The following is a 22,839-nucleotide window of genomic DNA, read 5'->3' on the forward strand; positions in this document are numbered from 1 at the left end:
TCTGGGGACAGCGGTCGAGCTGTGGACAACGCGCGGCGCGGGGGCCGAATTCGTCGGCCGGCGGTGGTAGGCGCTCAGCCGCAGCCGCCGGGGACCACCAGGACGCCGACCGCTCCGGTGCCTACGTGCACGCCGAGCGTGGGGCCGAATTCCGCGATCACGAGCTCCCGCAGACCGGGGATGAGTTCGCCGAGCTGTGCGGCGATCGTGGCCGCCGCGGCGGCGGCACCGAGATGCTGAACCGCTACCGCCGCCCCGTCGTCCCCGGCCGCATCGACCGCTGCGGCAACGAGTTTCGCGAAGGCCTTGGATCGGGTCCGTGCCTTCTCCCGCAGTTCCAGTTTCCCGTCGACGATCTGCAGTATCGGCTTGGTCACGAGTTCGGTGCCGAAGAACATGGCCGCGGTGCTGAGCCGCCCGCCGCGACGCAGCTGCTCGGTCCGGTTGACGACGATGAACGTGCGAGATCGCCCGGCGGCGGCGACCGCGGTGTCGTAGACGACATCCAGCGCCGCACCCGACTGCGCGCGACGAGCCGCGGCGAGGACCGGTAGCCCGGTGCCCAGGCCCGCGCTCAGCGAATCCACCAATCGCACCCGATCGGCGGCATCCATATCGTGCACGGCCTGCCGCCCGGCCTCCCAAGTCGCCGAGAGCTGACGCGAAATATGCACGGCCACAACACCATCGCCCGCGCTGAGCTCCAGGGCGCGCTCGTAGGCGGCGCGTAGTTCACCCGGAGAAGCGGAGGAGGTCGTGACCGTGGACGCGCCGTAGTCGATCTCGCATTCGTCGACGCCCTCCGCTATCGCGCGATCGTCGACCAGCACATGCAGCGGCACCACCACGATGCCCAACTCCGCTACCAGTTCGGCGGGAACGCTCGCCGCCGAATCCGTGACCACCACAACGGCCATCGGCTATCCGAACCGATTCATGCACCGGCCTCGACCGAACGCACCTCCGACAGCACCTTCACCATGGCCCGTGCCACCGCCGCATGCCCCTCCCAGCCCCAGTGGATCCCGTCCGGATTCGCCTCGCCCGAGAAGATGTCGTCGCGCACGGCCTCACCCAGATCCACCAGCGGCACACCGGATTTCGTGGACCACTCCCGCAGCGCACGCACTGCGGGCGCACGCCCGGTGTGCACCCGGCCGTAGGCTTCGCAATCGTGGACCGAGGGCAGTACCGAGACCACCGGCAGCTCCGGCCGCAACTGGGCCAGCGCATGCCGTGACTGTTCCAGGTAGTCGATACTCACATGCGGCGGAAGTGCCACGGGGCGACCGAGTTTCGACAGCCGCGGTTGCAGCCACTGATAGCCGGTGCGCACCTGCCGGCGCAGCACCGGCGGGCGCAGGTACCGGATCAATTCGCGCAGCGCCGTGGGCAGCGGCGACGGCAGCGTATCCATGCCGCCCGTGGCCAGGACAACTGCTCCCGCGCGCGGCACCGCGGCCCACACGCGTGGATCGCCGATGAGTGCCCAATAGGCATCGCGGCAGGTCCAGCCGATCCGCGCCACCAATTCGACGTCCCAATCGAGTTCCGCGGCAACCAGATTCGGCCAGATGCGCGGATGGTCGGCGGGCAGTCCGCCCTTCGGGCCGAAGTACGACAGCGAATCCGCGATCACGACCAGCACGGGGCGCGTCGAATTCGCGGGCGCCCCGGTCGATTCGGCGCCTACGGCGATACTCGGCTGTGCGTCCGCGGAGACCGCCTCGTCGATTCCGGAGACGGCGTCGACGGCCGCGCTCGACACGGTCTGATCGCCGGGAACAGCTGCGCCGAATGCGGTGTCGGAACCCCCGGGCAGGCCATCCTGCGCCCCACCTTCGGCCGACTCCTCGCCCGCCGTGCGCACCTCCTCGCCGACCTCGGGCGGTCCGGTCGATCCACCGTCGTCGTCCGCGTCGCCCGATTCGGACGCCGCGTCGGATTCCCCGGCCGGTTCGACCGGCGCAACGGGACCGCCGAACAGCGCGTCCGGCAACCGCCGGACGGGCCCTTCGGACGCCTTGCGCAACAGTTCGTCGGATACCTGCCGGACCGGCTCGTCCCGGTCGTCGGAGGAGCGTTCAGAGGACATCAGGTGCTACCTTCGCCGCCGCATTCCACACATCCAGCCGCCAACCCGGCTGATCGATGCCCGGACCGTGGCTGCTCAGCTGCACCCAGCTGGTATTGGCCAATCCACCCAGGATCGGCCATTTGTGCTCGGGCAGTTCCAGCAGCGCGGCGGTCAGGGCGGCGATCAGCCCGCCGTGCGCGACCAGGATGATGGTACGGCCGGGCCAGTCCGCACGCTCGGCGAACAGCTCGCGAACCACCGGCAGCGCCCGCGCGCCGACCTCGAGTTTGCTCTCCCCACCCGGCGGAGTCACCGTGGGATCCAGCCGCCACGCCTTGCGCGCGCCCGGATACCGCGCGTCCACCTCGAGATGGTCGAGACCTTCCCAATCGCCGAGGCTGGTCTCCCGCAGCCGCGCGTCCCGCACAACCTCGAGTCCGCTGTGTTCGGCGAGGGCGAGTGCGGTGTCGTAGGCGCGGCGCAGATCCGAAGAGACGATCGCGACGGCGTCCTGGGAAACGAGCTCGCGCGCAGCGTCTTTCGCCTGTCGCCGGCCCAATTCGCTGAGCTCGGTGTCGATCTGGCCCTGCATGCGGTCCGCGGCGTTCCATTCCGTCTGCCCGTGTCGCAGCAGGATCAGCCGGCGCACCCCCGGATACTTCGACGCCCGCGAACCCACCGCCGACGCAACACCTTCGGGTGCGTCGCTCACACCGGAGTCGACGGCGCGTTCCCCGGATACCTCGGGATCACGCGCGGTCCCCCCTTCGGGCCCGCGGCTCACGCGGGATCCCCGCTACCACTCGCCGGAGCCTGAGCGGGCGCGGCCAGACCCGGCACCTCGACCTGCGGGCAGTCCTTCCACAACCGTTCCAGCGCATAGAAATTGCGTTCGTCGCTGTGCTGGATGTGCACCACGACATCGACGTAGTCCAGCAGCACCCAGCGGCCTTCCCGAGTGCCCTCGCGGCGGACCGGCTTGTGCCCGGCGAGACGCAACTTCTCCTCGACGTTGTCGACGATCGCGTTGACCTGACGCTCGTTCGGCGCGGAGGCGATGACGAAGCAGTCGGTGATCACCAGCTGATCGGAGACGTCGAGGACGACGACGTCGGTCGCCAGCTTCTCGTCGGCGGCCCGCGCGGCGACCTGCGCCATCTCCACCGCCTGTGCCGATGCCGTCATGCGTTCTCTCCTCGAGCATGAGCGGGGCGCTCCATGGTTATGCTCCGCTGCCTCCTGCGCGCCTGACCGCTCATGCTGGGCTCACCTTCCCGTTCCCTCCCGGCACGTACAGGTGCCGTTTCGATATGTACTGCACGACGCCGTCGGGAACGAGGTACCACACCGGACGCCCCTCGGCGGCGCGGCGACGGCATTCGCTCGACGAGATCGCCAGGGCCGGGATCTCGATGACGGTGACCGCATCGGCCGGCTGGTTCCGCAGATGTTCCTCGAGGTGGTCGACATTCAATTCGTACCCCGGACGGCTCACCCCGACGAACTTCGCCAGCTCGAACAGTTCCGCCCAATCCTGCCATGTCAGGATGCTGGCCAACGCGTCCGCACCCGTGATGAAGTACAGATCCGCGTCCGGATGCTGATTCTGCAGGTCACGAAGGGTATCGACGGTGTAGGTCGCCTTCTCCCGGTCGATGTCGGCCCGGCTGACCGAGAACCGCGGATTGGACGCGGTGGCGATGACCGTCATGAGATAGCGGTCCTCCGCCGGTGAGACCTGCCGCGAGGATTTCTGCCACGGCTGCCCGGTGGGTACGAAGATCACTTCATCGAGGTCGAACCGGTTGGCGACCTCACTGGCGGCAACCAGGTGCCCGTGATGGATCGGATCGAACGTACCGCCCATCACGCCCAGTTTGCGCCGGCCTGTGTTTTGCACGAATGCCGAGCTTACTGGGCGGGCCCGGGCGGGGGCGGGTCTCGTCGGCCGATGCGGCCTTCGAGCGGGCCCGGCGACGCCGATTCCGGGCCGGATGCGCCGGGACGAGGCCCGGCGCCGCTGCCCGGGGAACGCCGGTGCTCACCGCGTCCGTCGCGCCGACAGATACGCCCGCACCATCGCGGCCGGGTTGCGCGCCGAGCGCCGGGACCGGGCCGCCGCCTCGATCAGGTCGCCGTGCAGTTCGTCCCACTCCGGCCGGCCGGCGACGGCGGCCGCACCCGCTGTGTAGGCCCGTGCCGCGGCACGGTGGCGGTGGCACTGCGTCAGACATCGTCCGAACTGCTCGTACAGCACCGCGATCTCTTCCGGCGGATAGGGCAGCGCAGCGCAGCCGAGGGCCTCGGCGAACAGCGTGGCGGCGAGGCGATGGTGACCGCTGCGGTAGTGGACGCGAGCGGCGAGCAGGGTGTGATGGGCCGCGTCGGCGGCGGAGATACCGGCCCAGCTCTCGGCCGCGACGGCCGCCGCGGCCGCCACGTCGTGCGCCCGGCCCGGCTGGTTGCCGACCGCCGTCACCACCAGCGAGCACAGCCGCGCGAGCTGCTCACCCGACAGCACGCCGGTGCCACAATCCAGAGCCTGCAACAACATTCGTTCCGCTACGGCGGGACTGGTGCCGAGCAGGGCGGTCGCGGCCTCGGTCAGTTCCCGCGCTCGCCGCCGCATATCGCCCCGCACCGGCCGGTCCGTCGCGCGCGGCGGTGCCGGGTGTTCGGTCGCGGCGCGTTCGTCGCCGGATCGCTCCGAGTCCCGCGACCCGGAGCCCCGCGGCCCAGGGGCGCGCGGCTCGACCGCCCAGGGGCGGGGATGTCGTTGCGCCGCAGGGGCGCTCGGCTGGTCGGCGGGGATTTCGTCGGCGAACTCCCCCGATGGGCACGGCACGCGCGAATGATCGACGGACCCGCTTGGAAAGCGCTTAACAGCCGCTGATGGTGCCGGCAAATGCCGCGTTACTCCTTCGGCCGCTTGGACTTCGGCAGTTTGGCCACGACATCGGCATAGGACTGATCGATCAGTTCGCGCACTTCCGCATCCGACACCGAGCCGCCCAGCCGCACGGTGTTCCAGCCGTATCGCCCGATATAGGCGGAGGCGCTGACGTCATCGGGATGGATATGCACCAGTTCGTCGGCTTCGAGGCGGTTGCGCCCGCATTTGAGCGTCACCGCCTCCGCGCCGACGAAGGCGAAAATCTTGTCGCCGACTTTCGCGACGACATCGCCCCAGGGTTCGTCGCGCCACGCTCCCGGCTTGCCGAGGCAGTACCGCAGCAGATCGCTCATGACCCTCCTCGATGGCTAGACCGGCAGCAGCCTGCTCACCACACCGGTCAGCTGGCGCGCCGACCGGCATTCGTGCATCTCGACGACCTCGGCGTAGCGGTTGGCGGCCGAATCGCCAGTGCCCCACATCTTTTCGGCCTCCGGATTCAGCCAGTGCGCATGCTTGGCCACCTGAACGAGTTCCCGCAGCGTATTCAGCGCCGGATCGCGATAGTTCGTGCGGGCGTCGCCGAGGATAAGCAGTGAGGTGCGGCTGGTCACCACGTCGGGCCAGTCCTGCGCGAAACCACGCAGCGCCGCACCGTAATCCGAATGCCCCTCGAATCCGACCACCTTCGTCTCGGTGAAGATGCGACGGGTGACCTGATCCAGCGGCGTGACCTGATCGAAGATGTGGGTCACCTCGTCCACCTGGTCGACGAAGGCGAAGATCCGTACCCGCGAGAACTGCTCACGCAGCGAATCCACCAGCAGCATGGTGAAACTGGAGAATCCGGCGACCGATCCCGAGATGTCGCACAGCAGTACCAGATCCGGGCGGCCGGGCCGCGGTTTGCGGGTTTGCAGCGTGATCGGCACCCCGCCGGTGGACATGGATTTCCGCAACGTCTTGCGCAGATCTATTTCGCCGCGCCGGGAACGGCGACGGCGAGCGGCCAGGCGAGACGCGAGCACCCGGGCCAATCGCTGCGAACCGCGGCGCAATTCGGCCAGCTCGTTCTCCGAGATCCGCAAGAAGTCGGCATCCTCGGCCTGGCGCTGGACACCGTAGGTCGCCACCCGCTCGCGGCCCAGCCGCTCGGCCACCCGCCGCCGCGTCTCGGCCTCGACGGTGCCGCGAAACGCCTTGACCCGTTCGCGGGCGGCGCGGCGGGCGACCTCGGTGTCGAACTCCGAATTGTTCTGCCCGGCGGCCAATCCCGCGAGGATCTTGCTGATCAGCACCTCGGGCTGCACATCTTTCAGCGTCTGGTACGCCGAGAACGACGGCCCGTTCGCCGACTGGTACTGGCCCATCTGCTCGACCATCTGCGCGGCCAGATTCTGCAGCTGCCGGGTCTGGTCCCCGCTCGGCTCGGCGGCCAGCATCTCGGCCAGCATGCGCCGCAACTCGAACAGGTCGATTTCACCGTCGTCGCGCCGCGGCAGCTCGATATCCCCGGCGCCCGCACGTTCCCCCAGTGCGGCCGGGAACCACAGCTCGAACAATCCGTCGAAGGTGGCGCGCTGCGTGGGCCGGCGCAGCAGCGCACAGGCCAGGCCCTCGCGCAGCATCTCGCGATCCATCAGATCGACCACGGTGAGCACCCGGCCGGCGTCCACGGTTTCCGACGGGCCGACCGGAATTCCCCTGGCGCGCAAGGCTTCCACGAAGCCGACCACATGCCCGGAAAGCCCGTGCGGCGCGGTCTGCCCGGGTTGCGGCGCACCCTGCGCCGCGGACGCGGACCCGCCACGCAGCGCCGCCGAGACCAGCGCGCGGGGGGTGGTGCGCTTACCGGACACGGCTCAGGCCAATTTCAGCTCGGCCAGGGCGCGCTGATGGTCGCTCTGGTGTTTGAGCACCACGCCGAGCGTCGCGCGCACGGTCTTGTCGTCGAGATCCTTCAGTCCCAGCGCCAGCAGCGTCCGGGCCCAGTCGATGGATTCGGCGACCGAGGGCAACTTCTTCAGCTGCATCCCGCGCAGCACGTGCACCACGCGGACCAGCTGTGCGGCCACGGCCGGTTTCAGCTCCGGCACCCGGCTGGCGAGGATGCGGCGCTCGAGTTCCTCGTCCGGGAAGTCGATGTGCAGGTAGAGGCAGCGGCGCTTCAACGCCTCCGACAGCTCGCGGGTCGCGTTGGAGGTGAGTACCACGAACGGACGGCGAGTGGCGGTGATCGTGCCGAGTTCCGGGACGGTGACGGCGAAGTCGCTCAGCACCTCCAACATCAGGCCCTCGATCTCGACATCCGCCTTGTCCGCCTCGTCGATCAGCAGCACGGTCGGGTCGGTGCGCCGGATAGCGGTCAGCAGCGGGCGCTGCAGCAGGAATTCCTCGCTGAACACATCAGCTTTGGTGTCGGCCCAGGCGTTGCCCGAATCCGGCCCACCGGACGTCGCCGACTGGATGCGCAGAATCTGCTTGGCGTGGTTCCACTCGTACAGGGCCCGCGCCTCGTCGATCCCCTCGTAGCACTGCAGGCGGACCAGTTCGGCATCGGCGACCTGGGCGACCGCGCGCGACAGTTCGGTCTTACCGACGCCGGCGGGTCCCTCGATCAGCAGCGGCTTGCCGAGCCGGTCGGCCAGGAAGACCGAGGTGGCGGTGGCCTTGTCGGCCAGGTAGCCGGTGGTGGCCAGGCGGTCGATCACATCGTCGACCGAGGCGAAAATCGGCTCGTGCACGGTCGTCTGCACAGTTGGGCCCTCCTTCGGGAACAGCGCAGCCCACTGCAGGTATGCACCGTAAAGACCAGCTGCTCACGACGGTACACACCCGTGGGCCGGGTTCGATACTCCGGTGTCGGCGAGACCACAGGCCCGGCCGGCACCGGTGGTCACGGCCGGGGACGGGGTCAGCTCGGCCGAATCTGGCCGTCGCCCCAGACGATCCACTTGGTGGAGGTCAGCTCCGGCAGCGCCATCGGACCGCGGGCATGCAGCTTCTGGGTGGAGATGCCGATCTCCGCGCCGAATCCGAACTGCTCGCCGTCGGTGAAGGCGGTGGAGGCGTTGACCATCACCGCGGCCGCGTCCACCCGGGCGGTGAACTCGCGGGCCGCCTTCAGATCGGCGGTCACGATGGCCTCGGTGTGGCCGGTGCCCCACTCGTTGATGTGGTCGACCGCGGCGTCGAGACCGTCGACGACCTTCAGCGCGATATCGAGCGAGAGGTATTCGTCGGCCCAATCCTCCTCCGTCGCGGGAACCAGACCGGGCAGATCGCCGTGGATGGTGACCTGAGCCCGTTCCAGCGCGCCGATCAGGCGCGGAACCGCGGTATCGGCGATCGCGCGATCGATGAGCACCGTCTCGGCGGTGTTGCAGACACTGGGCCGGCGGGTCTTGGAGTTCAGCAGAATCGATTCCGCCATGTCGAGATCGGCGGCGGCGTGCACGTAGACGTGGCAGTTGCCGGTGCCGGTTTCGATGGTCGGGACCCGTGCGTCGCGCACCACGGCGTTGATCAGCCCGGCGCCGCCGCGCGGGATGACCACGTCCACCAGGCCGCGGGCCTGGATCAGATGGGTGACGCTCGAGCGATCCTCACTCGGCAGCAGTTGGACGGCGTCGGCCGGAAGACCCTGGGCCACAAGGGCTTCCCGCATGACCTCGACCAGGGCGGCGTTCGATCGCGCCGCCGAGGACGAGCCGCGCAGCAGGGCCGCGTTACCCGACTTCAACGCCAGGCCGAAGGCGTCGACGGTGACGTTCGGGCGGGCCTCGTAGACCATGCCGACCACGCCCAGCGGCACACGCACCTGCCGGATCTCCAGTCCGTTGGCCAGCGTCGAACCGCGCAGCACCTCACCGACCGGATCCGGCAGACCGGCGACCTGACGCAACCCGGAGGCGATGCCGTCGATGCGCGGTTCGGTCAGCCGCAGGCGATCCAGCAGCGAGGCCGCGGTTCCGCCCGCCTCCGCGGTCGCGATGTCTTCGGCATTGGCGGCCAGGACGGCATCCTTCGCCGCGAGCAGCGCATCGGCGGCGGCGTGCAGGGCCGCATCCTTCTGCGCGGTCGTCAGCTGTGCCAGCGTCCGCGACGCCACCCGAGCCCGCCGCGCCGCCTCGTGCACCGCCTCGCGCACGGTATCCACTTCGCCGACAGTTCCAGCAGTCATGGTGAACAGCCTACTGACCGGGCCGCGGACGCCGTCGGCGGATAACCGCCGAACGCGCGCCGGCGTCGGTGCCCACCGCTACCGTGTGCTCATGGTCGCCACCATCCGGTTGTCCTCGGGTTCGGGTCGTTGGGTGTTGCTGGCCACGGTGCTGGGTTCGGGGATGGCGATGCTGGACGCGACCGTGGTCAATGTGGCCCTCCCCCGCATCGGCGACGAATTCGGCGCCTCCATGGCGGGCCTGCAGTGGACCGTCAACGCGTACACACTCACGCTGGCCGGGTTGATTCTGCTCGGCGGCTCACTGGGTGACCGATTCGGGCGTCGGCGGATCTTCGTCGTCGGCGTGGTGTGGTTCGCGTTGGCCTCGGCGATCTGCGGTGCGGCGCAAGGTATTCCGATGCTCATCGCCGCGCGCGCCCTGCAGGGCGTGGGCGGCGCGCTGCTCACTCCCGGTTCGCTGGCGATCATCCAGGCCTCTTTTGCGAAATCGGATCGCGCCCGCGCGGTGGGCGCGTGGTCCGGGCTCGGCGGGGTCGCCGGCGCGATCGGTCCCTTCCTGGGCGGATGGCTGGTCGGCGCGGCCGGGTGGCGCTGGGTGTTCCTGCTGAACATCCCGCTGGCCGCGGTGGTGGTGCTGGTCGCGGTGCGGCATGTGCCGGAGACCTACGGTTCCGGCGCGCCCGACGGCTCCGCGACAACCCGCCCGGCTCCCGAATCCGGCGGCCCGGCACACGAGGGGTTCGATGTGCTGGGGGCGTTCCTCGCGGCACTGTGCCTGGCGGGCATCACCTACGCGCTGACCATGGCCCCCGAACACGGGAGCAGCCGGACGGCCGTGGTGGCGACGGCGGTGATCGGCGTGCTCGCCGGGGTGGCCTTCGTCGTGGTCGAGCGGCGGCGCTCGGCGCGAAGCGGTGCGCCCGGGCACCACGGGCCCCCGCCGATGCTGCCGGTCGAGATCTTCGCCTCGCGGCAGTTCAGCGCGATCAACGCCGTCACCTTCGTGATGTACGGCGCGATGGGTGTGGTGTTCTTCCTGCTGGTGCTGACCCTGCAGGTGGTGGCCGGTTTCAGTCCGATCGCGGCCGGAACCGCGATGCTGCCCTCGACCGTGCTGATGCTGCTGTTCTCCGCGCGCTCGGGTGATCTGGCGCAACGCATCGGGCCGCGCATCCCGATCACCGCGGGTGTTCTGCTGGCGGCCGCCGGGATGCTGCTGATGATGCGGATCGGCCCTGACGCCTCCTATGTCAGCGATGTGCTGCCCGCCGCCCTCGTGTTCGGTCTCGGACTCACGCTGGCCGTCGCGCCGCTGACCGCGACCGTGCTGGCGACGGCCGACGAACGGCACGCGGGGGTGGCCAGCGGCGTCAACAACGCCGTCGCCCGAGCGGCCGGATTGCTCGCCGTGGCGGCGATCCCGCCGCTCACCGGACTCACCGGCGCCGCCTACACCGACCCCACCGCGTTCGAACACGGATTCCGCGAGGCGATGCTCATCTGCGCGATCGTCATGGCCGCGGCCGCGGCGCTGACCGTGGTCACTGTCCGCGACGACGCGCTACGGGACGCGAGTCCCGAGGCCACGCCGCAATGCAAGATCAACTGCCCGGTGACCGGCCCGCCCCTCGAGCCCCGGCACGCCGAAGCGACGTCCGGCCCGGTCGGCGACCAGGAATAAGACGCGCACACCGAAAGGGCTGTGTCCGAACGATAGTCGCGGCCGCGTTGTCGCCGCTGCCGGTGAATGATTCGATGGTGTCATGGCAGATATCGACAGGGTGGTGTCGGCGGAGCGTGACATCGCCGCGCCGGCCGGGCACATCTTCGAATTGATCGCCGATCCGGCGCAGCAGCCGCGGTGGGACGGGAACGACAATCTCGACCGGGCGGAGGCCGGGCAGCGCGTGCGGAGTGTGGGTGACGTCTTCGCGATGACACTCACCAACGGGAGTGTGCGGGAGAACCACGTCGTGGAGTTCGAGGAGGGACGCCGGATCGCCTGGCTGCCCGCGGAATCCGGGCAGCGGCCGCCGGGGCATCTGTGGCGGTGGGAGCTCGAACCCGTCGACGAGAGCCGGACGCGGGTGCGCCACACCTACGACTGGACGCGGCTGACCGACGAGGGCCGGCTGCCCCGGGCCCGGGCGACGACCTCCGACAAACTTCTCGGGTCCCTCGACCGGCTGGCCGCGCTGGCGACCGCGGCCGACCGCGCCTGACCGCGGCGACGTTCGGGCCCGCCCGCACCGGGGCGGGTTACGGTGCGTGCATGGCACGGATCGCAGTGGTCGGCAGCATCAACATGGATCTGGTGACGCGCACGCCGCGGCGGCCGCGGCCCGGAGAGACCGTCCTCGGCACCGCCTTCGATACGGTGCCCGGCGGAAAGGGCGCGAATCAGGCGATCGCCGCCCGGCGTGCGGGCGCGGCGGTCGATTTCGTCGGCGCGGTCGGAACCGACGTCTTCGGCGCCGAGCTGCGGAAAGTGCTCGAGGACAACGAGATCGGGACCGCCGGGCTGCGCACCGTCGAGGGGTCCAGCGGAACCGCGACCATTGTGGTCGACGAGGCGGGCGAGAATACGATCATCGTGGTCGGCGGAGCCAATGCGGAGCTGTCGGGACTCACCGACGGCGATCGCGCCCTCGTCGCCGAGGCGGATATCCTGTTGTGCCAGCTGGAAATTCCGGTGGAGACGGTGCTCGGCGCCGCCCGCTGCGCCCGTGATCGCGGCACGCTTGTTCTGCTCAATCCGTCCCCCGCGCGGTCACTGCCACCGGAGCTGTGGGAGGCGGTCGACATCGCGGTGGTCAACGAGGGCGAAGCGGCACAACTGGATTCGGAACTGCGGGCGGTCCCGCACGTGCTGACCACCCGCGGCGGCGCAGGCGCGAGTTATCGCGGACCGGAGGGCGAGCTCACCCATCCGGGGATGCGGGTCGAGGTGGTCGATACGACCGGCGCCGGGGACACGTTCACCGGCGCACTCGCCGCACACTGGCACGAGGGCCCCGCCGCCGCTCTGGCCTGGGCGTGCACCGCCGGCGCCCTGGCCACCACCGTCGTGGGCGCCTCCGCGTCCATTCCCACCGCCGCGGCGATCGAGCGGGCACTCGCCGAATAGCGCGCGGGCTGTAGAAGACCCGCGTCGGACTACTTCGCGGTGTGGCGCGCGATGAGTTCCGACATCTGGGCGCCCACCCGCTCCAAGGGCGCCATCGACCGCGTCGCCAGGGACAGGATCACCGCCCCCTCCAGCGCCGCCACGACCGTGGTGGCCAGCGATATCGCCAGATCGGGCTCGACGTCCTCGGTTTCGAGGCGTTCGGCGAGAATGGTCTCCCATTCGGTGAAGGTCGCACCGGCGGCGTCGGCCGCGTCGGGCGCCTCCGAGCGCCCCAGCGCGGCCGCGACGATCGGGCACCCGGCGGTGAAGTCGCTCGAAGCCAGCTTGTCGCGCCAGAGCGCCGGAAAGGCGCCGACGCACGACGCCACGTCGGCCCCCGTGGTGATCGTGCGCAGCAGCGCGCTGTAGGCGGCGCCGGCCGCGCGGGTCGCCTCCGCGATCAGTTCCGATTTACCACCGGGAAAGTTGAGGTACACCGAGCGGCGAGAGATGCCGCTGTGGTCGAGCAACTGCGCGATACCGGTGCCTGCCACACCGTTGCTGCGCATCAGATCCACGGCGCTGTCGATGAGCCGGTCGCGGGCTCCCATGATGCGACCCCTTTCCTCGTGCACCCTGCACGGTCCAGCCTACCGTTGCTCTAGACCGATCGGTGTACTACTGTGCCGACTATACCGATCGGTATACCTCATTTCCGATCCGCGCCCTGGAGGATAGGCATGACCGGACTGCACGACCCACTTCCCCTGCCCTGCGGCCAGGTGCTCCCCAACCGGATCATGAAATCGGCGCTCAGTGAGGGGCTCGGCACCGCGGCCCATGCTCCCGACGACCGGCTGGTCCGGTTGTATCGCCGCTGGGGGGCGGGCGGCTACGGCCTGATCGTCACCGGCAACGTGATGATCGATCGCACCCAGCTCGGTGAGCCGGGCAACGTCGTCGTCGACGACGATCGCGATCTCGCCGCGCTGACGCGCTGGGCGAAGGCCGCCAAGGACGGCGGCACCCCGATCTGGATGCAGCTGAATCATCCCGGCCGCCAAGCCAATCCGCTGGCCACCCGGCAGCGACCGGTGGCGCCCTCGGCAGTCGCGTCGGGAGTGCCCGGCCTGCCCACACCGCGCGCGCTCACCGAGGCCTACATCCACGAGCTGATCCGGCGCTTCGCCGACGCGGCGCGGATCGCGGAGTCGGCCGGCTTCGACGGGGTGCAGATCCACGGCGCCCACGGCTACCTGGTGTCGCAGTTCCTGTCGCCGCTGGCCAATCGGCGCACCGACGACTGGGGCGGTGACGAGCGGCGCCGGGCGCGCTTTCTGCTCGAGGTGGTCGGCGCGATTCGCGCGGCGGTTCAGCCGGGCTTCGCGGTGGCGGTCAAGCTGAATTCGGCGGATTTCCAGCGCGGCGGTTTCACCGAGGAGGAATCGCGGGCGGTGGTTCGGCTCTTGGCCGGGCTTCCGCTCGATCTGATCGAAATCAGCGGCGGCAGTTACGAATCCCCGGCGATGATGGGCCGCGCCGACAGCGTGGCGGCGAGTACCCGAGCGCGGGAGGCCTACTTCCTGGAGTACGCGGAGACGGTGCGGCAGATCGCGGCCACGGTGCCGCTGGCGGTCACCGGAGGCTTCCGCAGCCGGACGGCGATGGCCGATGCGACGGGCTCCGGCGCCTGCGATGTGGTCGGGCTCGGCCGCCCCACCACGGTGTACCCGGCCGCTGCCGCCGACCTGCTCACCGGCGGCACGGAGGTTCTCCGGCCGCCGTCGATTTCGCTGGGCCTGCGCGGGCGTGTCGCTCGCAGTGGCATGCTGCGCGCCGTCGACGGTGCCCTGGATCTGCAATGGCACACCGATCAGCTGCATCGCCTCGGCGCCGGGCTGGATCCGGATCCGGCCAGGTCACCGTGGTCGACCGCGATAACCATGTTGCGCCGCAACGGCCTCGACGCTTTCCGATCCACGCGCGCGACAGCCGGTAGTACCGACCGGAAGTCGACGAAGTTCCGGATCGAACGCGCCGTCGGCCGCTACCTGGTCAACCCTGGATTCGCCGCGCTGGACCGGATCGGTGTGCGGTCCACCTTCGCGACCGAACTGGAGACCATCGGCCGCAAATCCGGTCAGCCACGGCGAGTTCCGGTCTCGGTGCTGTTCGACGACGACGGTGCGTGGATCATCTGTCAGCACGGCATGCGGTCGGGCTGGGGCAACAATGTGCGCGCCGATCCCTCGGTACGCCTGCGGCACAACGGAATCTGGCGCGCGGCCACGGCCGAGTTGCGCCCCGACGACGATGTGGTCGCCCGGGCCCGCGCCTTCGCTCAGCACCCGGCGCTCGCACCGCTGACCGCCGCCGGATTCGCCGCCCTGCAAACCGATCCGATCTCGGTGCGGGTCACCTTCACAGACAGGTAGGAACCCTGTGGCCGGCGCGCGTTACCGCGTGCCGGCCGCCGAGCGGTGGTGACGGCCGTTCAGCCGCGCGCCCATTCGTGGCCCCAGTAGCTGTCGGCCGTCATCTCCTCCGCGACGTAGTCCTCGCCCACGAGCATTCCCTCGCAACCGAATTCGAGGTCCCAGCCACCTGGGGTGCGGACGTAGAAGGAGATCATCTTGTCGTTGGTGTGGCGACCGAGCGTCGAGGACAGGTGGTAGCCCGCCTTGGTCACCCGGTCGAGGGCCCGGCCGACATCGTCGAGCGCGTCGACCTCGACCATCACGTGCACGATCCCCGGACCGTCGCCCCGGCCGCCGGGAATCAGCGCCAGGCTGTGGTGGCGGGGATTGACACCCATGAAGCGGATCCAGATCGGATGTTCGGGGGGACCCACCCGGAACGAACCGCGCGAGGCGAAGTCCAGGACCTCGGTGTAGAACTGCCGCGCGGCCTCGATATCGGGCACCGGCAGCACGACGTGGCCGAGACCGAGATCGCCGGCGACGAAACGGTTCCCGTACTTGCCGACCACCGGGCTGTGATCGAGCAGCGGTCCGTGGAAGACCTCGATGGTGAATCCGGCCGGATCGGTGAAACTGATCGCCTCCTCGACGTGGCGCGCGGCGGCTTCGGCGACAGTCAGCTCGGTGACCTCGACACCGGCCGCGGCGAGGGTCTCGCGCACCAGCGTCAGCGAGCGTCGGTCGGCGACCTGCCAGCCGACGGCGATCACCTCGTCGCGATCGCCCGGAACCAGCTCCAGACGGTAGGTGTGCTCGTCGGTGCGCAGATACACCGACTCCGGATTCGGGCCCGACCCTTCGGCGAATCCGATGGTGTCGAAGGCGAATTCACGCCACGCGGCGACATCGGCGATTCGCGCCCGGACATATCCGAGCGAGCTGACGGCGGCCATTTTCACTCCTTGCAAGGGGTCGGGTGGTTCAGGAATAACTGATCGAAACGTCGTCGGTGACCGGTACCGCCTGACAGGCCAGCACATAGCCCTCGGCGAGATCCTCCTCCTCGAGGACCTCGTTGCGGCGCATGGACACCTCGCCGGATACCACCCGGCACACGCAGGCGCTGCATGCGCCCTCGCGGCACGAATACGGCGCCTCGAGGCCCGCGGCCAGCAAGGTGTCCAACAGGACCTGGCGTCGCGGCCACGCCATCCGGTGATTCTCGCCGTCCAGCTCGACCTCGACGTGCGCCGAGTCGGCGAGGTCGGCGTCGTCGGTCACCGGAGTCGCGGCCTCGAACGGATTGCCGGTGAGGGAGACGAACTTCTCCATGTGCACGCGCCGCCGGTCGGCGCCGTGCGCGGCCATCGCGGCGCCGACGGCATCCATGAACGGCCCCGGCCCGCAGACGAATGTCTCGCGGTCGGCCCAGTGCCGCACCAGCGCGGACAGTTGCGGCACGCTCGGCAGGCCCTGCACCGATTCCAGCCAGTGCAGCACCTGCAGCCGATCCGGATGCGCCGCAGCGAGTTCGGCGAGTTCCGCGGCGAAGATGACCGACGCTTCGTCGCGATTGGCGTACACGAGGGTGCAGTGGCCGCTGCCCTGCGCGAGTATCGATTTCAGGATCGACAGCACCGGGGTGATGCCGCTGCCGCCGGCGAACAGCAGCAGATCGGCGTCCAGAGAGGCCGGGGTGAACAGTCCGGCGGGCGGCAGCACCCGCAGGGCGTCACCGGCGACGGCGTTGTCGCACAACCAGTTCGACGCATAGCCGGCCGCCGTTCGTTTGACGGTGACCTTCAGCGGCCCATCCTCGTGTGGTGCGCTCGACAGCGAGTAGCACCGGCTCACCGAACCGGTCAGTTCGCTGGGGATGCGCAGGGTGAGGAACTGTCCGGGCCGATAGTCGAACCGCTGCACGTGTTCCGGCGGCGGAACCAACTCGAGCGACACGGCGTCCGCGGTCTCGCGCACCACCCGGACGATCTCGACGGTAACCGGATCGGCCGGCGACCCGGCGGCTGCCACGACGTCGTCCGCGGATTCGCCGCCGGTTGCCGAGACGCGCGGGCCGGCCTCCTCGCGCGCACTGCGCGGCTCACGCACGCCGAGTTCGATCGCGGTATCCATCGAGCACCACCACATCCATTTCTGTGCCGTTCATCCAGCTTCCTGCCCCGCCGTCATGCCACCGTCCGGCCGCGGGTGCGCACATCGACGTCGCGGGTACTCACGCTCACCCGCCCCGACCGCACCGCCGCGTCGATGCTCTCGCGCAGAGCGGCGCAGGTGTGCGTGCCCGGCCCCGACAGTTCGGTGCACGCGCGCATCGCCGACCGGCTCCACTGCACGCTCGTATGCTGCGGGCTGAACTTCTCCACCAGCACACACGTTCCGCAGGATCGGCACGAAACCTCGTCCATCGCGATGACTCTCAGCCCGCCACGGCCTGTTCGGCCCGCTTGGCGAGGTTCTCGGCGACCTCGGCCTCCCAGGCGGTGACCGCGCGGGTGGTGTCGACCTCGAATTCGAAGCGCGCGGTCATCTCCTCGGAGATGTCGGCGACGTCGGTGTAGAACTGCTCGTACCAGCGACGCAGCTGATAGACCGGCCCGTCCTCCTCGCACAGCAGCGGATTGTTGATGCGCGACTTGCGCTTCCAGATCGCCGCATCCTGTTCGAACCCCTTGCCGAGGCCGCCGACGAAGGCCGCCGCGATCTGCTCGGCCCGCTCCGGCGAGACACCCTGCGGCTTCTTCGCGATCGCCCCGTACTGCAGGACGAACCGGTTCTCGGTGATCGGGTAGTGGCAGTTGATCAGGTAGCCCTCGACCGAGAGATCCGCGCTGTCGCTGCGCAGGTAGTCGATCATGTAGGAGGGCCCGTAGTAGGACGCCTCCGAGTGCAGAGTGTTCTTGCCGCCCAATGCCTTCGCGGTTTCGCCCATCATGTCCTCACGCGAGATGGAGGTCATGTACTGGCTGGCGATGTGGCCCTCGAACACGTTCTTGAAGAATGTCGGGAAGCCGTAGTGCACGTAGAAGAAGTGCGCCATGTCGACCACGTTGTCGACCACTTCGCGGCAGTTGGCCTCGACGATCATCGAGTTCCAGGTCCAGTCGGTCCACTCGTCGTCGAAGGCGGCGTCGATGCGCGGGATGGTGACGTCGGCGGGCGGCTGCTTGCCCTCCGGATCGTTCCAGACGAACAGCTGCTTGTTCTGCTCCAGGGTCGGCCACGCCTTGGTGCGCGCCAGCGGAGGCACCCGGCGCGCGTAGGGGATTCCGGTGCATTTGCCCTTGCCGTTCCACCGCCAGTCGTGGAAGGGGCAGGCGAGCGAATCGCCCTTGACGGTTCCGTCGGCGAGATTGCCGCCCATATGCGGGCAGTAGGCGTTGAGGACGTTGAGCGTGCCGTCCTCACCGGCGAAGACGACCAGTTCGGTGCCGAATGCGGCGACGGTGTGCGGCTTGCCGTCGCGGAAGGAGTCCGCCAGGCCCAGGCAATGCCAGCCGCGGGCGAACCGGGTGGGCGGTGCGCCGGCGTCGATGACCCGCACTTCGCTGTCGCTGTTCATGATTCCTCCGTCTCGATTGCGATCGGCCTCGTGTGCGATCGGCCTCGACTGCCCGCCGGCCGAACCCGCCCCGGGTGATGACTCGATGCTCGCCATCGGGACGGGGGCCCGGCATGCGAAGTCCCACTGGCCGGGAGATTCGCGCCGCCCATCGGCAATGACGGGACGCGGCAGGGGCGCAGGCGGGTACGCACCAGCCGCCCGCCCCGCGACTCTCGCGCGTCAGTGCCCGTGCAGCCGTTCGAAGGAGGAGCGGTAGAACAGCAGCGGCGCCTGTTCGGAATGTTCGGCCAGGGCGGTGACTCGCGCGATCACGATGGTGTGGTCGCCGCCGTCGACCTCGCGATCCAGCTCGCAGTCGATACTGGCCAGCGCGCCGCTCAGCCGCGGCGACCCGTTCCCGGACAGCTCCCAGTCCACGCCGGCGAATTTATCGGTGCCGCTGCGGGCGAGCGCGCGGCAGACGTCGGCCTGGTCGTGGGCAAGGATGTTCACGCAGAATCGCCCCACCTCGCGGATGCGCGGCCACGACGTCGAGGTCCGCGCGGGGAAGAAGCAGACCCGGGGCGGGTCGAGGGACAGCGACGAGAACGACTGGCAGCTGAACCCGATCGGCTGGTCGCCGGACAGGGCGGTGATCACCGTGACCCCGGAGCAGAACCTGCTCAGCACGGATTTGAAGGTCGCCTCCGAGATCTCGTCCACCTGTACTACCGGCTCCACGGCCACTCCTTGTTTCGGACAGACATATAGCTGTAAGTCATGACACCAGGTCGGCCCCTGGACCGGTCAACAGCCAGGTCCAGTGAACGGGAGAGATTTCGGTAGCACTTACGTAGTTCCACCGATTCGCGATCGATGTGGTGGCAGCCACTGTGATAGGTGACACAAATGCCGAAACCGAACATGCCTAGTCGAAATACTTCTAGACTGCATATGAGCCAACGGAGGTACATATGACCGTCACCGTGCTGCCCTCCGCGGAACGCACCACCACGGCCGCGCATCACGCGACGACGGGCGCCAGGGCTCATCGAGCCGGCGCGCCGATTCCGGTGTCGATGATCGAGCGAATGACGCTGATCCTGGACGCCTTCGACGCGAACACCCCGACTCTGACCCTGCTGGAACTGGTCGAGCGAACCGGACTTCCGCGCTCGACGGTCCATCGCATCCTCGATCAGATGATCCGGCTGCGCTGGCTGGCGCATTCCGCCGGCGGCTACCGCCTCGGCATGCGGACGCTCGAACTGGGCGGACTCACCGCGGACCACAACGAGATTCGCGATGCGGTGAGCCCGCTGCTGCACGAACTGTCGCAGCGGACGGGCATGGTCGGCCACCTGGCGGTGCTCGACGGTCGCGAGGTCGTCTACCTGGACAAGGCCGGCGGCCGGTTCGCCGCGGCACTGCCGACCCGGCTCGGCGGCCGGATGCCCGCGCACGCAACGGCTTTGGGCAAGGCGATGCTGGCCGCGCTGGAACCCACCATCGCCGAGGCCGCCTTCCGCGGCCGGCTGCCCCGCCTCACTCCCCGGACCCTGGCCGAACCCGACGCGCTGCATCGCGAACTCGGGCAGATCCGGTTGCGCCAGGGTGTCGCGATCGACCGTGAGGAGGCGATGGTCGGCATCGCGTGTGTGGCCGCGCCGCTGCGTGGACGCGGCGCCCCGCCGGCCGCGCTCTCGCTGTCGGGGCGGGCCGAGGCGATGAGTTACGACCGGCTGGCCCGGGTCGTCCTCGAGGTCGTGCACGAGGCCGGGCGGGCGCTGTTCCCGCACCGCACCCGCTGGCGCTGATTTCGGATCCGCATATGACTGGGCGGTATAGTTCGGCGATGACATCTGGCACCGATCTGCCGACCACCTCGTGGGCCGTGCTCGGGATGCTTTCGCATGCGGACGAATTGTCCGGCTACGACCTGAAGAAGTGGGCGGACTGGAGTTTGCAGTTCTTCTACTGGAGCCCGTCGTTCAGCCAGATCTACGCCGAACTCAAACGGCTCGAGAAGCACGGGTACGTCACCTCGCGCACCGTGACCTCCGAGGACGGCGTGCGCGGCAAGCGGATGTACGCGATCACCACCAGCGGCAGGGATGCCGTGGCGCACTGGGTCAATCATTCACCGGTGGAGGCGCCGGTGCTCAAACACAGTGTGCTGCTGCGGGCGTGGCTCGGTCATCTGGCCGAGCCGGAGCGGCTGCGCGAAATCCTCACCGCGCATATCGATTACGCGGAGAAGATGCGCCGCCGCGCCGCCGCCGACGCCGAGGGGTCCGACGCCAACCCGGAGTGGGCCTTTCCCAGCGCCGTGTTGCGGTGGTGCATCCGCCACTACGAGGCGGAGCGCCAACTGGCCGAGGATCTACTCGACGACCTGGAGGCGCTGAACAAGCGCGGACGGCTGCCCCGCAATCGCGAGGCTCCGCTCGCACCACCGAAGTCGAAGGCTCGTCCGCGATAGCGCACAGGACCGGCGCGCCGGATCCGTCGCTACACTCGCCGGACCCGAGCCAGCCAGGCGGCGGTCTCCACCGTCCCGTTTTCGGCCACGTGCAGCCCGGCGACCTGATCGGCGACCACCGGGGTCACCCGGCCGCGATAGGACGCGGGTCGCAGATCCTCCAATTCCCAACCCGCATCGAATGATTCACGCAGCAGCCGATCGCTGATGCGCGGCCCGAAGCCCGGGTCGATATCGGAGAGTGCCAGCACATGCACCAGACCGCCCGGAACGCACAGGGCGTGCAGCGACCGGACGTAGGCGGCGCGGGTGCCGGGGTCCTCGCGGAAGATGTGGAACAGTGCGCTGTCGACGATCGTGTCGAAGGCGCCGAGTTCGGCGGCCGCAGCGGGATCGGCGCCGAGCCGGACCGCATCGGCAACCTGGAAGCGCGCCCCGGGCACCCCCTTCGCGGCGGCGTTGCGCCGCGCGTACTCGACGGCGCTCGGCGACAGATCGATACCCAGCACGTCGTATCCCAGGGCGGTCAGGGCGATGGTGTGCTCCCCCGCACCCGTTCCGACATCGAGCACCCGTCCCCGGATCAACCCCTCGCGTTCCACCTCCATGATCGCCGGCTGCGGCGCACCGATCACCCAGGGAGCGGTGTCGTCGTCGTAGACGGTGTTCCAGAACTCTGCGGCCTGTGTCATGACCCCAGCGTGCATCCTCAACCGCACTCGAGGTCAACGCCGGCGCCGGGTCCGGTGAATCCGCCGTCCCCAGAATCTCACTGAGCGGAACCCTTCCTAGCGAGGAGCGTTTCGGAATATTTCTATTAGGCATACAGGAGGTGCACGATGACCGGTGAACTCGATTCCATCCAGAACGCACTCGACGCCCTGGCCGCCGGCCGGCCCGTCGTGGTGGTCGACGACGAGGATCGGGAGAACGAAGGTGATCTCGTACTGGCCGCGGAATTCGCGACCGCGCAGACCATCGGTTTCCTGATCCGTCACACCAGTGGCGTGCTGTGCGTGCCGATGCCCGGCGCCGACCTCGACCGGCTCTCGCTGCCCCCGATGACGGCGGTCAACGAGGACCCCAAGGGCACCGCCTACACCGTATCGGTCGACGCGGCGGCGGGCGTCAGCACGGGTATCTCGGCGGCCGACCGCGCCCACACCATGCGGCTGCTGGCCGATCCGCGCACCACCCCGGCCGACCTCACCCGGCCCGGGCACGTCTTCCCGCTGCGGGCGCATCCGCGCGGCGTGCTGGGCCGCGCCGGGCACACCGAGGCGACCGTCGACCTGTTGCGCGCGGCCGGCTTGCGCCCGGCGGGTGTCATCGCGGAGGTCGTCAACGACGACGGATCGATGGCGCGGCTGCCACAGCTGCTGACCTTCGCGCGCGAGCACGCGCTGCCGATCATCTCCATCGCCGACCTCATCGAGTACCGAAAGCACCGCGAGCACACCGTCACCCGGCTCGCGCAGACCCGGCTGCCCACGCGCTACGGCGACTTCCAGGTCTTCGGCTACCGCGACGCCGACTCCGGTGCGCAACCGGTCGAGCATCTCGCCCTGGTCTTCGGCGATCCGTCCGGAACCGACGTCCTGGCCCGGCTGCATTCGGAATGCCTGACCGGCGACGCGTTCGGCTCGCTGCGCTGCGACTGCGGTGAACAGCTGGACGCCGCGCTGCAGGCGGTGGCCGCCGAGGGCCGCGGTGTCGTCGTCTACCTGCGAGGCCAGGAGGGACGCGGCATCGGCCTGCTGAACAAGTTGCGTGCCTACGAACTGCAGGACGCGGGCGCCGACACCGTCGACGCGAATCTGCGTCTCGGGCTGCCGATCGATGCCCGCCGCTACGGCGCGGGCGCACAGATCCTGAGCGATCTGGGTGTCGAATCGGTGCGGTTGCTCAGCAACAATCCGGATAAGCAGGCGGGCCTACAAGCCCACGGCATCGCGGTCACGCGCCGGATTCCGCTGCAGACCGACCCGACCGAGCACAACGTCCGCTACCTGCGCACCAAACGGGAGCGCATGCGCCACCAGCTGGCCGGGCTCGACGTCGCCTCTGCCGCGGCGAACTGAAACATCTTGCGCCGCACCGGTTATCGCCG

24 protein-coding genes are annotated in these 22,839 nt (G+C 69.3%); 7 read left to right on the top strand and 17 right to left on the bottom strand.

What is annotated here, in order from left to right; all coding sequences use genetic code 11:
* Positions 1–74: 74 nt before the first annotated feature.
* The 10 genes from NA3_RS07030 to NA3_RS07075 all read right to left on the bottom strand — a co-directional run bounded on the left by NA3_RS07030 (position 75) and on the right by NA3_RS07075 (position 9,153).
* A complete protein-coding gene (locus tag NA3_RS07030; RefSeq protein ID WP_062962684.1) occupies positions 75–917 on the bottom strand; it encodes a DegV family protein in 843 nt (280 codons plus the stop codon).
* A gap of 17 nt (positions 918–934) precedes the next feature.
* A complete protein-coding gene (gene octT / locus NA3_RS07035) occupies positions 935–1,699 on the bottom strand; it encodes a diglucosylglycerate octanoyltransferase (protein WP_062962940.1) in 765 nt (254 codons plus the stop codon).
* A 385-nt stretch (positions 1,700–2,084) separates the two neighbouring features.
* Complete coding sequence (locus NA3_RS07040) at positions 2,085–2,756, bottom strand: histidine phosphatase family protein (RefSeq protein WP_062962939.1); 672 nt, start codon at positions 2,754–2,756, stop codon at positions 2,085–2,087.
* 101 nt (positions 2,757–2,857) lie between these two features.
* Positions 2,858–3,262, bottom strand: coding sequence for a ribosome silencing factor (gene rsfS / locus NA3_RS07045; protein ID WP_030512814.1), 405 nt, complete (start codon positions 3,260–3,262; stop codon positions 2,858–2,860).
* A 70-nt stretch (positions 3,263–3,332) separates the two neighbouring features.
* A complete protein-coding gene (gene nadD / locus NA3_RS07050) occupies positions 3,333–3,977 on the bottom strand; it encodes a nicotinate-nucleotide adenylyltransferase (RefSeq protein WP_084491294.1) in 645 nt (214 codons plus the stop codon).
* Between the two features lie 141 nt (positions 3,978–4,118).
* Positions 4,119–4,922 (bottom strand): hypothetical protein, encoded by an 804-nt coding sequence (locus NA3_RS07055; RefSeq protein ID WP_128145390.1) that lies wholly within the window; start codon positions 4,920–4,922, stop codon positions 4,119–4,121.
* A gap of 68 nt (positions 4,923–4,990) precedes the next feature.
* The gene (locus tag NA3_RS07060; protein WP_062962687.1) at positions 4,991–5,323 is read right to left on the bottom strand and encodes an MmcQ/YjbR family DNA-binding protein; all 333 of its coding nucleotides are present in this window, start codon (positions 5,321–5,323) and stop codon (positions 4,991–4,993) included.
* 15 nt (positions 5,324–5,338) lie between these two features.
* Positions 5,339–6,784: a vWA domain-containing protein gene (locus NA3_RS07065; protein WP_062962941.1), complete on the bottom strand. Its 1,446-nt coding sequence runs from the start codon at positions 6,782–6,784 to the stop codon at positions 5,339–5,341.
* Positions 6,785–6,832: 48 nt separating this feature from the next.
* Positions 6,833–7,726 carry an AAA family ATPase gene (locus tag NA3_RS07070; protein WP_128145391.1) on the bottom strand — a complete coding sequence of 298 codons (894 nt, stop codon included), beginning with the start codon at positions 7,724–7,726 and terminating at the stop codon, positions 6,833–6,835.
* A gap of 158 nt (positions 7,727–7,884) precedes the next feature.
* A complete protein-coding gene (locus NA3_RS07075; RefSeq protein ID WP_062962689.1) occupies positions 7,885–9,153 on the bottom strand; it encodes a glutamate-5-semialdehyde dehydrogenase in 1,269 nt (422 codons plus the stop codon).
* Positions 9,154–9,244: 91 nt separating this feature from the next.
* Between NA3_RS07075 and NA3_RS07080 the strand changes: the two genes are divergently transcribed.
* The 3 genes from NA3_RS07080 (at position 9,245) to NA3_RS07090 (ending at position 12,283) form a co-directional block, all read left to right on the top strand.
* Positions 9,245–10,837: an MFS transporter gene (locus NA3_RS07080; protein WP_062962942.1), complete on the top strand. Its 1,593-nt coding sequence runs from the start codon at positions 9,245–9,247 to the stop codon at positions 10,835–10,837.
* Positions 10,838–10,919: 82 nt separating this feature from the next.
* Positions 10,920–11,378 carry an SRPBCC family protein gene (locus NA3_RS07085; RefSeq protein WP_062962690.1) on the top strand — a complete coding sequence of 153 codons (459 nt, stop codon included), beginning with the start codon at positions 10,920–10,922 and terminating at the stop codon, positions 11,376–11,378.
* Between the two features lie 50 nt (positions 11,379–11,428).
* Positions 11,429–12,283: a ribokinase gene (locus NA3_RS07090; RefSeq protein ID WP_062962691.1), complete on the top strand. Its 855-nt coding sequence runs from the start codon at positions 11,429–11,431 to the stop codon at positions 12,281–12,283.
* Between the two features lie 29 nt (positions 12,284–12,312).
* Here the strand turns inward: NA3_RS07090 and NA3_RS07095 are convergent, their stop codons facing one another.
* Positions 12,313–12,876 carry a TetR/AcrR family transcriptional regulator gene (locus NA3_RS07095; RefSeq protein ID WP_062962692.1) on the bottom strand — a complete coding sequence of 188 codons (564 nt, stop codon included), beginning with the start codon at positions 12,874–12,876 and terminating at the stop codon, positions 12,313–12,315.
* 129 nt (positions 12,877–13,005) lie between these two features.
* Between NA3_RS07095 and NA3_RS07100 the strand changes: the two genes are divergently transcribed.
* Positions 13,006–14,700: a nitroreductase family deazaflavin-dependent oxidoreductase gene (locus tag NA3_RS07100; protein ID WP_062962693.1), complete on the top strand. Its 1,695-nt coding sequence runs from the start codon at positions 13,006–13,008 to the stop codon at positions 14,698–14,700.
* 59 nt (positions 14,701–14,759) lie between these two features.
* Here NA3_RS07100 and NA3_RS07105 read toward each other — a convergent pair whose 3' ends face one another.
* The 5 genes from NA3_RS07105 to NA3_RS07125 form a co-directional block, all read right to left on the bottom strand.
* Positions 14,760–15,638, bottom strand: a complete 879-nt coding sequence (locus tag NA3_RS07105) for a VOC family protein (RefSeq protein WP_062962694.1) — start codon at positions 15,636–15,638, stop codon at positions 14,760–14,762.
* Between the two features lie 28 nt (positions 15,639–15,666).
* On the bottom strand, positions 15,667–16,818 hold the full coding sequence (locus tag NA3_RS07110) for a ferredoxin--NADP reductase (protein ID WP_084491296.1): 1,152 nt from the start codon (positions 16,816–16,818) through the stop codon (positions 15,667–15,669).
* Between the two features lie 53 nt (positions 16,819–16,871).
* Positions 16,872–17,111 (bottom strand): hypothetical protein, encoded by a 240-nt coding sequence (locus tag NA3_RS07115; RefSeq protein ID WP_062962695.1) that lies wholly within the window; start codon positions 17,109–17,111, stop codon positions 16,872–16,874.
* An 11-nt stretch (positions 17,112–17,122) separates the two neighbouring features.
* Positions 17,123–18,265, bottom strand: coding sequence for a 3-ketosteroid-9-alpha-monooxygenase, oxygenase component (locus NA3_RS07120; RefSeq protein ID WP_062962944.1), 1,143 nt, complete (start codon positions 18,263–18,265; stop codon positions 17,123–17,125).
* Positions 18,266–18,487: 222 nt separating this feature from the next.
* Positions 18,488–18,988: a flavin reductase family protein gene (locus NA3_RS07125; RefSeq protein WP_062962945.1), complete on the bottom strand. Its 501-nt coding sequence runs from the start codon at positions 18,986–18,988 to the stop codon at positions 18,488–18,490.
* 233 nt (positions 18,989–19,221) lie between these two features.
* Here NA3_RS07125 and NA3_RS07130 point away from each other — a divergent pair, with 233 nt between their 5' ends.
* Positions 19,222–20,064, top strand: a complete 843-nt coding sequence (locus NA3_RS07130) for an IclR family transcriptional regulator (protein WP_062962696.1) — start codon at positions 19,222–19,224, stop codon at positions 20,062–20,064.
* A gap of 38 nt (positions 20,065–20,102) precedes the next feature.
* Positions 20,103–20,729, top strand: a complete 627-nt coding sequence (locus NA3_RS07135; RefSeq protein WP_062962697.1) for a PadR family transcriptional regulator — start codon at positions 20,103–20,105, stop codon at positions 20,727–20,729.
* A gap of 29 nt (positions 20,730–20,758) precedes the next feature.
* On the opposite strand, the gene NA3_RS07140 is transcribed toward NA3_RS07135, so the two are convergent.
* A complete protein-coding gene (locus NA3_RS07140; RefSeq protein WP_062962698.1) occupies positions 20,759–21,421 on the bottom strand; it encodes a class I SAM-dependent methyltransferase in 663 nt (220 codons plus the stop codon).
* Positions 21,422–21,568: 147 nt separating this feature from the next.
* On the opposite strand from NA3_RS07140, the gene NA3_RS07145 reads away from it, so the two are divergent.
* Positions 21,569–22,810 carry a bifunctional 3,4-dihydroxy-2-butanone-4-phosphate synthase/GTP cyclohydrolase II gene (locus NA3_RS07145; protein WP_062962699.1) on the top strand — a complete coding sequence of 414 codons (1,242 nt, stop codon included), beginning with the start codon at positions 21,569–21,571 and terminating at the stop codon, positions 22,808–22,810.
* The last annotated feature ends 29 nt before the right edge of the window (positions 22,811–22,839 follow it).

The organism is Nocardia africana NBRC 100379 (assembly GCF_001612635.1).
GTDB lineage: Bacteria > Actinomycetota > Actinomycetes > Mycobacteriales > Mycobacteriaceae > Nocardia > Nocardia africana.